This is a genomic window from Pseudoxanthomonas sp. SL93 (genome assembly GCF_026625825.1).
Classification (GTDB): domain Bacteria; phylum Pseudomonadota; class Gammaproteobacteria; order Xanthomonadales; family Xanthomonadaceae; genus Pseudoxanthomonas_A.
The window spans coordinates 2827628-2839696 of record NZ_CP113065.1; the positions used below are offsets into that span (position 1 = coordinate 2827628).

Below are 12069 nucleotides of genomic sequence, written 5' to 3' on the forward strand. Positions count from 1 at the left end.
GTCAGTACGTGCCCACGAGATTGAGGAACCAGCCCTTGTGGTCGTAGTCGAAGTCCGTCAGGTCGTCGCTGAAGTCCGTGAAGTTGTAGCCTACGCCGATGCGGAAGTTCTTGTTGAGGTCTCGGTCGACGCCTACCAGGAAGCCCTGTCGGGTGCCGCCGTTGTCGACATCGAGCCAGCGATACTCGGCCAGGGCATGCCATTGCGTACGCAGGTCGTAACGCACCTGGGCCGCAGCGAACGTGGTTGCGGAATCAAGCCATGGACCCGTGCCGCGGCCCATGCGGACTTCACCTTCGCGGCGTGCCAACTTGCCGGCGAACTCCCAATGCTGATCGAGCTTGTAGACGCCCTCGAACGAAAGGATCTGCGACTTCTGGTCGTAGTCCGCACCGCCTAGCTGACCCAGCGTTGCCAGATCGTAGAGATAGGTGTAGCGACCAAACAGACCCCAACGCTGACTGTTCCACGGGCGGTATGCGAAACCAACGTTGCCCTCGATGAACTTCGCACTGGCCAACGGATTCAGCTGATCATCGGTATCGGCATAGTTCAGGCGGGCAGCGATGCGCCAGCTCTCGTTGATCTTGTGCGTCAGGCGATTGGTGCTGACCCACTGCTCGCGTTGCTCCGCGCCGCGGTCCTCACGCCACTCCAGTTTGCTCTGCCAGTCGGTGTCGGGCGAGGTACGGCCGCCGGAGATGCTGATGGCACGCCGATCGACATTTCCGCCTGCGGTATTGGTCAGCTCACCGTCGGACAGAGTGAAGCCCATGTTCCATCCCTGGGCGGGATAGAAGTCCATGCCGAAGGTATGCGCCAGCCCGGACTGGTTGCGCTCCTTCAGGAACTGGCTTTCGTTGTAGAGGTTGACCTGGTTGGACAGGCGCCAGCGCTGGCCGAGCGTCCAGCCATTCTGCGCATTTCGCGTGAACAGCGAGTCGTAGGCGGTAGTGTCTGTGGAGTACGTGTACGCCCCATAGACCGTGTGCTCAGGGGTCAGTCGATGCTCGGCATTGATCGTGGCGGCATCACCACGATCGCCCGTGGTTGCTTCTGCGCCAACCGTGGAATTGTCGCCATACAGGTACTTGCCGCCCAGCGTGAAAGCGTCGTTGTCCGCGTATTCGCCACCATCGTCATCCAGCGTCACCTGCGCCAGCCCGTACAGTTCAAGCGAGCTGCCGAACCGGTGCAGGTACCTGACCGCGCCCAGGGTTCCTGCGGATTCCGTCGTAGCCCCCTCCTGATCGATGCGGCGCAGCTCGGCGCTGAACGTATTGGCATCACTGATGCGCCACTCCAGCGTTGCCTGGCCCTGCGTCAGTGATTCAGCACCGCTCTCGGCGCGGGTGAATCGTGTGTACAGCCCCAGGTTGTCCGTGAACTGGCCCTGCAGTTCGGCGCCGTACTCGGTAACCGGACGTCCTGCGTCATAGCGCGAGATGGAGTACCCCGCGCTGGTGTTGCGCCACCACGCGCCGATGCTCCAGTCCTGACCGGTCCACCCGAGCTCCTTGAAGTTGGCGCGTGCTTCCACCGACCTGGCGTCACCTTCGCGCGACAGGCCGGTATCGTTCTGCTGGATGAAGCTCAGCCCGCCATTGTCGGAAAAGAACACCGGCGCGCCAAATGATTCGGTCTGTGCATACTCCAGCTTGAGGTAGGTGCCTTTGCCCGCCTGCAGGGTAAGGTCGCCCGCCGCCAGCGTGTAATCCTCACCGGCGCGGTTCTCCTGCACATAGGTGGCACCGACGCCGACATGGTTGCCGAACCAGTGTTTGCCACGGAAGCCAGCGCTGACATCATCCGCGTCGAAGCCGGAGGGTACCCACTCGTAGTCCACGATCAGACGCTGCTCGAAGCCGTCCAGCGGGGTATCGCGCGTCAGGGTGGGGATGTTCTCGCGGGTGATCTGCGCCAACGGACGGGTCAGCAGGATGCGGCCCTGCAGTTCGTCAATCTCGTAGTCGGCTCCGCGTTGCAGGACGATACGGTTCTCGGTGCGACCGGTGGTCAGGTCCCGCACCTCCAGTGTGACCACGTCAGAGCCCGGGAGCAGGTCCGTGTGGCGAAGGTAATACAGGCTGCCGCCGGTGCCGATGAATTCGTTGTGGCCCGGCGCGGTCTCAGCCTGGGAACCGAAGGCCCGCAGTTCGGTCCCTGGGTCGCCCCAGCGGTTGGTCGCGACCGAGCGCCAGTTCAACGCGGCGCCGTACAGCGAGCGCTGGTACTGCGCATACTCGGTTCCGGTGATACCGGTGGCGTAGTTGCCCCACAACGCCTGGTTCTTGTCCCAGTCCACGCGCAGATAGAAGCGGCCCATCGTATCGACGTCGCGATAGGTGGAGGAATCGTCGCCGTAGACCGGATAGTAGAGGTCCGGATCGAGCCGGCGGAAGATGTCCTGCGGATCGGCCTGTGTGAAGCCATTGAACAGGCGGTCCAGGTCACGCTCGGTGGTATCGGCCTGCGCCGTGACGAGGTATCTGCCGCGCAGCTTCGCCTTGCCGTAGAATGCAAGGCGACCATCGCTGATCACATCGTCCTGGTACCGGCTCTCATTGGCGAACGGCTCAACGGAGCCGCTGACTTTGTTCTGTGCGATGGTGATGTCCGCGAGACCCACGCCGAAGAAATAACGACCGGTGACGTCCACATGCAACGTGTGCGAACCCATGCCTTCGGTTCCGCCAGCTTGATCACCCAGACCGATCTGGAACTGATGACGACCGACCGGCACCAGGTACTCCGCAACGAACTTGCGCTCCTGGTCTACCGGATAGTTCTCGCCATTGATTGTCAACGATTGCTCCGCCGGGATATTGCGCCCCTGAATGCGGATGCGTGACCCGTACATCGGGATGTTCTGCTGTCGCAAGCCATTCCCGGCGAATACGCTGTCGATCAGACTCTGGGTCTGCGCCTGACCGGCCGTCAACGACTCGCCCTGTGTGCGCTCAATGCCGTCGCGCAACAGGTTCGTGCCACGCTCGGCCTCCTCCGGGGAAACCAACTGGAGCTTGCGGGGATGGGTTTCGTCGAACTGGTCACCCTCTCCATAGGCACGCAGCACGTAGACAAGTTCATCGCCCTTGCGGAACGGATACCTTGCGGGCAAGGCCCCATCCCAATCCGCATGCGTCACCGCGGCGACATCAAGCGGCACAGTGGCAATCGGATCGACCAGGTCGCCATCGCTGCTGCGGTACAGCGTGATCTCCAGCCGCTTGATGAAGGCCGGGTAGTTGCCGCGCACGTAGAACTGGACGGGTTTGATGATGCGCTCGCCGTCGAATGCCACTATCGACGGCGCGGATACCGACAGCTCGGGCTGACCCAGGGTAGGGTCCTCGGTTGCCCAGATGACGCCACCACCGGGCAGGTCAATGGAAAACTTTCCCACCGCCGTCGCTTTGCCCGGCTGCTCCATGGCCACAGTGACACGACGGTCCGGCTGCAGCGCTTCTGAAGAGGAACGTACATTAGTGTCCCGCGTGACAGGCTTGTCGTAACTGCGGGTGCGCAGACGGAACAGCAGCCCTTCTTCTCCTGTGCAGGTGTCAACCTTGCAATCCACCGGGGCAGCCATGCCTTCGGCGCGATCTTTCGCGGCTTGCGCACTCGTCTCCGTCTGAGCCGCCGCAAGCGGGGAGGTGCCCGCCAGCAGGCTGATCAGGGTGAAATCCAGCAACTTCATCTTCATACGCTTCTTCATGACACGCCCCCTCACTTCCGCACGCCGACAGGGGCTGTCGGATCGTTACTGGATTCCACGCGAACCTTGGTACGCACCTCCGGACTCAGACGTTTGGCAAGTGCTTCATAGACCGCCCTGGCACGACGCATGCCCAGTGCGACGTTGTAGGCGTGGGATGCACGCACGTCGGTATGCCCGACGATGGCGATGCTGCCGCCGCCCATCCTTTCCAGCGCATCCGCCACCTTGTCCAGCAGCGGTTCGAACTCCGGCCTGATGCTCGACTTGTCCGTATCGAACAGGACCGTGCCGAGCAGTGCGCCGCCTTCATCGACACCGACGATGAGCGAACCCGGATCGTCCACGTTGCCGCGCGCACTCACCACCAGGCCCTTGGCGGCACCCGCATCCAGCTTGGCCAGCAGGGCCGTCTTGACTGCGTTGGCACGTTCGAAGGCCAGCGCTTCGCCGTCGGCGTTTGCATTGATCACCACTTCGCCGCCTTGGTACTCGCGCACCTTGGCCGCCATCGTCTCGATCACCGGCAGATACTGGGCACGCACCTCGGCGCTGCCGGGGGCAAAGAACACCTCACCCATTTCCAGCTCAATCTGCTTGGTACCGCCCTCGATGACCTGCTCGGGAAGCTTGACGCCCCAGTCGAAGCGGACGGGCACGCCCGGCGTGACCCGACGCAACAAGGGGTTGTCGGTGGTGAACTCGGCACCGGCCGGCAGGGTGGACGGGTCGACCTTCAGGATGAAGTTGCGACCGCGCTCCCAGGCCCCACCCGGCACACCTGCCAGGTGATAGCGACCGTACTGATCGGTTTCGATCAGCAAGCCTTCCACCGAGGCGATACGTACGCCCGGGATACCGCGCTCGTCGATGCCCGTGTTGCGGATGATGTAGTCGACCACATAACCACCCTCACCCTGCGACACGCGGCGCTCGACCGTCGGCGTGGCCGAATTCAGCCCCTTGGCCGCTTCACCGTTCTTCTCCACCGTCGTGTTTCCCGTCGCATCCATGCGCACCGTGACGCCCTGCGCCGTGGTGAGGATGAAATCGTCGGTGAAGGCCGCTTCGCTCAGGCGCTGGCGGATGACGACTTCATGGTTCTCGACCGGATCCGCGACCGACTGACGGCCACTGATGGCGCCCACGGCGATGCCGTGCAGCAACGGCGAGCTGGCATCCGGCTCCGGCTGGGGACCTGCACCGCGATCCACCGTGGTGGAATTGGCGATGTAAGCCGTCGGGGCGAAGCCGCCCTGCACCTTCACATCACTCAGCGCGGCACTGTCCTGCCAGCCGTCACCATCACGGTCGTTGAAGACCGTGCCGAACAACAGGCTGTCGTCCAGCAGCGGATCCGCCGTCAGCATCACCTCCGCCGTAGCCACGTTGGACACCGGATCGTCCGTGGCCGAGCGGACCTGGGCCTGGTTGACGTGCGTGCCCGGGCGGACGCCCGCGCCGACGCGCATCACATAGACCAGCGTTGCAGTCTCACCTGCCGCCACATCCACCCCGGCGAAGCGGAGCGGGTTGCCGCCGGAGACTGTCGCCATGGCATCGGCATCGTTCGCCAACAGGGAGCCTTCAACGTAGCTGAAGCCCGCCGCCGGCGTGTCCACCACGCTGCCGTTGACCAGATCCACACTGCCCACGTTCTCGATGGTGAGCGTGTAGCGGACCAGGTCACCAATGCGTACCTCGCGGGTACCGGCCGACTTGCTCAGGCGAATCTCGGGTGCCTCCAGCTCATGCTCCGTGCTGCAGGTGGTGCAGACCGGCGGCTCGCCACCGCCGCCCGACGCCACCACCTGGTTGCCCACGGTGGCGCCCGCATTGGCGTTGACGACCGTGTCGTAGCTCAATGCATGCGTTCCGGTTGCCGTACCCGCCGGGAGGCGGCAGGTCAGCGTTGTGCCGTCGAACGAGCAGCCGGCGGGCAAGACCCCCAGTGTCAAACCACGATCCGGGGTATCTACCAGCACCAACTCATCGGTGAGTGCGGATCCATCGATTTCGACGGAGAGGGTGTAACGGACCGTCTGACCGATCTGCACCTGCGCGCCCGTGGCAGGATCGGAGGACTTCGTCACAACCACACTCGGCTCGACCATCGGTGTGGTGGTTTCACAGATTCCTGCGCACGTCGGTGCATCATCGCCCGTGCCCACGACCGCATTGGTCACCGTTCCACGTGCCTGCGGATTGACCGTCGCCGTGTAGGTCACCGCGTACGTGCCCGGCAGCGTGCCCACCGGCAGCGTGCACACCAGCGGGTTGGCCGCGTTGCAGGTGTAAGCACCGGCATTGGTCACCGCACCGAACGTCAGACCCGTGCCCAGCGTGTCGGTCATCACCAGGTCGCCCGTGATAGCCGCATTGACCACTGTGACCGTCAGCGTGTAGATGATGGTGTCACCAACGCTGACGTTCGACTGGCCTGCCGGCAGTACGGCGGCCTTGGTATAGGTCACCAGCGGCGGCAGCGGCTTGGTCACCGGCGTTTCAGTACTGCAGACACCTGCACACGTAGGCGTATCGTTGCCGGTGCCGACCACGGCGTTGTCCACCGTGCCCACGGCCTGGTCATTCACCGTCGCCGTGTAGGTCACCGTGTAGGTGCCCGGCAGCGTGCCCACCGGCAGCGTGCACACCAGCGGGTTGGTGCTGTTGCAGGTGTACGCACCGGCATTGGTCACCGCACCGAACGTCAGGCCCGTGCCCAGCGTGTCGGTCAGCGTCGTCACCGACGTGGTCTGCGAGTTCGCCACCACCGTCGTCAGCGTGTAGGTGATCGTGTCACCCACCGCCACCGGGCCGGCCGTGCTGGCCGACTTGCTGTAGCTCACCGCAGGCGCCGTCACCGGCGTGCTGGTGCCGCAGTTCGTCGTGCAGGTCGCGTTGGTGCCGACCACGGCGTTGTCCACCGTGCCCACGGCCTGGTCATTCACCGTCGCCGTGTAGGTCACCGTGTAGGTGCCCGGCAGCGTGCCCACCGGCAGCGTGCACACCAGCGGGTTGGTGCTGTTGCAGGTGTACGCACCGGCATTGGTCACCGCACCGAACGTCAGGCCCGTGCCCAGCGTGTCGGTCAGCGTCGTCACCGACGTGGTCTGCGAGTTCGCCACCACCGTCGTCAGCGTGTAGGTGATCGTGTCACCCACCGCCACCGGGCCGGCCGTGCTGGCCGACTTGCTGTAGCTCACCGCAGGCGCCGTCACCGGCGTGCTGGTGCCGCAGTTCGTCGTGCAGGTCGCGTTGGTGCCGACCACGGCGTTGTCCACCGTGCCCACGGCCTGGTCATTCACCGTCGCCGTGTAGGTCACCGTGTAGGTGCCCGGCAGCGTGCCCACCGGCAGCGTGCACACCAGCGGGTTGGTGCTGTTGCAGGTGTACGCACCGGCATTGGTCACCGCACCGAACGTCAGGCCCGTGCCCAGCGTGTCGGTCAGCGTCGTCACCGACGTGGTCTGCGAGTTCGCCACCACCGTCGTCAGCGTGTAGGTGATCGTGTCACCCACCGCCACCGGGCCGGCCGTGCTGGCCGACTTGCTGTAGCTCACCGCAGGCGCCGTCACCGGCGTGCTGGTGCCGCAGTTCGTCGTGCAGGTCGCGTTGGTGCCGACCACGGCGTTGTCCACCGTGCCCACGGCCTGGTCATTCACCGTCGCCGTGTAGGTCACCGTGTAGGTGCCCGGCAGCGTGCCCACCGGCAGCGTGCACACCAGCGGGTTGGTGCTGTTGCAGGTGTACGCACCGGCATTGGTCACCGCACCGAACGTCAGGCCCGTGCCCAGCGTGTCGGTCAGCGTCGTCACCGACGTGGTCTGCGAGTTCGCCACCACCGTCGTCAGCGTGTAGGTGATCGTGTCACCCACCGCCACCGGGCCGGCCGTGCTGGCCGACTTGCTGTAGCTCACCGCAGGCGGGACATACGTATTGGTTATAGAGCAGGTCGCACTCTCGCCGTTCGACAACGTCAGCTGATTGCCCGCCAGCGCGCCGCCGGTACAGCTCCAGGCACCGGCCGTATAGGTGACATTGCTCACGCCACCGGTTTCGGACAGCGTATAGATGCCCGCGCTTACAGGTGCGGCACTTACGCCCCCTGCCCCACTGACCGGCGTGGGACCTGCAGCGAGCAGCGTCCAACTTGTCGCAACGGCCGAGCCGCCGCTTACCGTCTTGACCAGCGTCAGCGTGGCGGCCTGGTCATTGTTGGTGATCGTGCAGGTCGCGTTCTGGCCGTTGGCCAGGGTCAGCTGGCTGCCCGACAGGGTGCCGGCCGTGCAGCTCCATGCGCCGGCGGTATAGCCGGCCGCCGTGACTTCCGACAGCGTGTACACGCCGGCGTTGACCGAAGCATTGGTCACCGCGGCCGTGCCGCTCACGCCGGTGATCGTCGTCGGACCGGTCGCCGTCAGCGGGAAGCTGCTGACGGTGGCTGTGCCGCCATTGTCGTTGATGACGGTCTTGACCAGCGTCAGCGTCGCCGCCTGATCGTTGTTGGTGATCGAACAGCTGGCGTTCTGACCATTCGACAGCGTGAGCTGATTGCCCGACAGCGTGCCGGCCGTGCAACTCCAGCTGCCCGCGACGTAGCCGGCCGCCGTCAATTCCGACAGCGTGTACACGCCGGCGTTGACCGAAGTATTGGTCACCGCGGCCGTGCCGCTCACGCCGGTGATCGTGGTCGGACCCATCGCCGTCAGCGGGAAGCTGCTGACGGTGGCGGTGCCGCCATTGTCGTTGATGACGGTCTTGACCAGCGTCAGCGTCGCGGCCTGGTCATTGTTGGTGATCGTACAGGTCGCGCTCTGGCCGCTGGCCAGGGTCAGCTGGTTGCCCGACAGTGTGCCGGCCGTGCAGCTCCAGCTGCCCGCGGCATAGCCGGCCGCCGTGACTTCCGACAGCGTGTACACGCCGGCGTTGACCGAAGCGTTGGTCAGCGCGGCCGTGCCGCTCACGCCGGTGATCGTGGTCGGGCCGGTCGCCGTCAGCGGGAAGCTGCTGACCGTGGCGGTGCCGCCGTTGTCGTTGATGACGGTCTTGACCAGCGTCAGCGTGGCAGGCTGGTCGTTGTTGATGATGGTGCAGGTGGCGACGTCATTGCCGACCAGGTTGATCGTGTTGCCGGCGACCGCCGCGCCCCCATTCTTGCTGCAGCTCCAGGTGCTGGCGGTGTAGCCCGAGGATCCCCCGGACTCGGACAACGCATACGTACCTGCCGCCACGGGGGCACTGGTGACGCTCCCGCTGCCGGTGACGCCCGAGATGGTCGTAGCCGAACCCGTTGCGGTGAGTGTCCAACCCGTAGCGGGGGCGGTGCCGCCGTTGTCATTGACGACCTGCTTCACCAGCGTGAGGCGAGGCAGTGCCTGCACGCCCACCGTGACCGTGGACGTATTGTTGGCCGGATTGCGGTCGACCACCGGCGAACCTGGCGGCAGCGCGACGGTGGCCGTGTTCTGCACGGATGTCTGCGCGTGCGCGGGGACCAGGCCCGTGATGGCGAACAACAGCCCGAGGGCTGCCGTCATGGGGTGGCGAAGGGCCAATTTGCGGAAATGGGTCAGGCCGTGCACGGTGGTCCCTTGCGCTGGATCAGGAATAGCCAGCCGGGAACTGCCCCCCCCAAAGCTGTCTTGAAGTCGCCCGCCCTCGATCACGCTCGGCGCGTGAATTTGGGGGTCTAGGTCACAGTTCGCGTTCGATGAACGAAAGCGGACACGGCGCACCCGACGTTCAACACCTCTCTGATTCGCTTGATTTGCCTGGAGTTGGCAGGTCGTCACTCTCTAAATGAGGCTGGTCTCTCATTTTGGTCCGCGCGGTGCGGTCCGGGCGCCGGAATACGTGGCGATGGGGTCGGTCGCCGACCGGCGGGGCGCATTGAGAAACGCCGCTACACACCCCGGACAGCCGCCCGGCGTGGTCGTCAGAAAGAAGGGGGATGGACGCCGGCCCGCGGGGCCGGCCGAGGAGCGTCAGTCGCTCTGCAGCTCGGCGACGAAGTCGTAGGCGTCGCCGCGGTAGTACGAGCGGGTGGACTCGACCACCCGGCCGTCATCCAGGAAGGCGCGGCGTTCGACCAGCAGGCCCGGGCTGCCCACGGGCAGTTCCAGGTGGCGCGCGGCCTCTTCGTCAAGCGCGACGGCACGCAGGCGCTGCAGGGCCCGCTTGGGACGATTGCCGTAAGCATCCAGCGCCTCGTACAGCGACGTGGTGACGCTTTCCGGATCGGGCAGCAGGGAATACGGCACCAGCGTGCGTTCGATCGCGATGGGCGAACCGTCCACGTGGCGCAGGCGGTACATGCGCACCACGCCGCTGCCCGGCGACAGGTTCAGCGCCATTGACTCCTCCGGGGTCACTTCACCCACGGAACGCTCCAGGAACTTCACCTGCGGATTGAGCCCGCGCTCGCGCAGGTCGTCGGTGAAGCTGGTCAGGCGGGAGAACTGGCGCAGGATGCGCTCGGCCACGAAGGTGCCTGCCCCCTGCCGCTGCACCAGCAGACCACTTTCGATCAGGCCCGCCAGCGCCTTGCGGATGGTCACCCGCGACAGGTCCAGCAGCTGGGCCAGGTCGCGCTCGCTCGGCAGGGCCTGGCCGGGCCGCAGCACGCCGGCATCCATCAGGTTCTGCAGCGCGCGGCGCAGACGCAGGTAGGCCACCGCACGCGTGGACTCGCCGGTCTGCAGGCGCTGGTATTCCTCGAGCAGGTTCTTTTGCATGTGAATCAAAATACCAGTGGAGTACCAATATCGCAACAATTCCGTTACAGGCCCGGACCTGTTGGCACGTCGTGGTACCCCGGTGGTATGGTTATCACTCATTACCCGTGTGCCGAGACGCCCGTGACCGCGAAGACCCTGCCCGTCGACACTTTCGATCTCGTCATCTTTGGCGGGACCGGCGACCTGGCGCTGCGCAAGCTGCTGCCGGGCCTGCTGCGCCGCTACGCCGACGGCCAGATCCCGGAAGACAGCCGCATCCTGGGCGTGGCCCGCGACAAGCAGGGCGATGACGAATACCGGGCCAAGGTCGGCAACGCGCTGGCCCGCGCCTGCGGCCACGACGAAGCACTGAAAGCCAAGCTGCCGGCGTTCCTCGAAAAGCTGGGCTACCTGGCCCTGGACGCCACCCGAGACGAAGGCTGGGACGACTTCACCGCCCGCCTGCAGACCTCCGGCGACCGCATCCGCGTGTTCTACCTGTCCACCAGCCCCACGCTGTTCGTGAACATCTGCGACCGCCTGCGCGCGCACGGCCTGAACACCGGCAACGCCCGCGTGGTCATCGAGAAGCCGATCGGCCGCGACTTGGCCAGTGCCGCGGTCATCAACGACGCCGTCGGCAGTGCGTTCGCCGAAAGCCAGATCTTCCGCATCGACCATTACCTGGGCAAGGAAACCGTCCAGAACCTGCTGGCGCTGCGCTTCGCCAACATCCTGTTCGAACCGTTGTGGAACGCCAGCCGCATCGACCACGTGCAGATCACCGTGGCCGAGACCGTCGGCCTGGAGAAGCGCGCCGGCTACTACGACACCTCCGGCGCGCTGCGCGACATGGTGCAGAACCACCTGCTGCAGCTGCTGTGCATGGTGGCCATGGAACCCCCGGCCGCGCTGCAGGCCGACGCCGTGCGCGACGAGAAACTGAAGGTCCTGCGCTCGCTGCGCCCGATCACCGCCGAAGACGCCGGCCAGCTGACCGTGCGGGGCCAGTACCGCGCCGGCGCCAGCAATGGCGCGGCCGTGCCCGGCTACCTGGACGAACTGGGCCGCGATGATTCGCGCACCGAGACCTTCGTGGCCATCAAGGCCGAAGTGGACAACTGGCGCTGGGCCGGCGTGCCGTTCTACCTGCGCACCGGCAAGCGGCTGTCCGAGCGCGTGTCCGAGATCGTCATCGCCTTCAAGCAGGTGCCGCATTCCATCTTCGACGACAGCGCCGGCCCGGTGATGGGCAACAAGCTGGTGCTGCGCCTGCAGCCGGACGAAGGCGTCAAGCTGTGGCTGATGATCAAGGACCCGGGCCCCGGTGGCCTGCGCCTGCAGCACGTGCCGCTGGACATGAGCTTCGCCGAGGCCTTCGGCGTGCACCAGCCGGAAGCCTACGAACGCCTGCTGATGGACGTGGTGCGCGGCAACCAGACGCTCTTCATGCGCCGCGACGAAGTGGAAGCCGCCTGGAAGTGGGTCGACCCGATCCTGGCGGCGTGGGAAAACCTGCGCGAAGCCCCCAAGCCCTACACCGCCGGCTCGTGGGGCCCCAGCGCCGCCGTGGCCCTGGTCGAACGCGACGGCCGCACCTGGCACGAAGACACCGTCTGACGCCCCGGCCCT

General features: G+C 65.6%; 4 protein-coding genes. 1 reads left to right on the forward strand and 3 read right to left on the reverse strand.

The genetic code is table 11. The annotated features are described in order from the left end of the window. Position 1 precedes the first annotated feature (1 nt). The 3 genes from OVA13_RS13325 to OVA13_RS13335 all read right to left on the reverse strand — a co-directional run bounded on the left by OVA13_RS13325 (position 2) and on the right by OVA13_RS13335 (position 10455). Entirely contained in the window at positions 2–3718 is a 3717-nt protein-coding gene (locus OVA13_RS13325; protein ID WP_267790949.1) for a TonB-dependent receptor, read from the reverse strand. Between the two features lie 11 nt (positions 3719–3729). Beyond that, on the reverse strand, positions 3730–9258 hold the full coding sequence (locus OVA13_RS13330) for an OmpA family protein (protein ID WP_267790950.1): 5529 nt from the start codon (positions 9256–9258) through the stop codon (positions 3730–3732). Between the two features lie 447 nt (positions 9259–9705). Then, a complete protein-coding gene (locus OVA13_RS13335) occupies positions 9706–10455 on the reverse strand; it encodes a GntR family transcriptional regulator (RefSeq protein ID WP_267790951.1) in 750 nt (249 codons plus the stop codon). Positions 10456–10542: 87 nt separating this feature from the next. On the opposite strand from OVA13_RS13335, the gene zwf reads away from it, so the two are divergent. Beyond that, on the forward strand, positions 10543–12057 hold the full coding sequence (gene zwf / locus OVA13_RS13340; RefSeq protein ID WP_267790952.1) for a glucose-6-phosphate dehydrogenase: 1515 nt from the start codon (positions 10543–10545) through the stop codon (positions 12055–12057). Positions 12058–12069 lie beyond the last annotated feature (12 nt).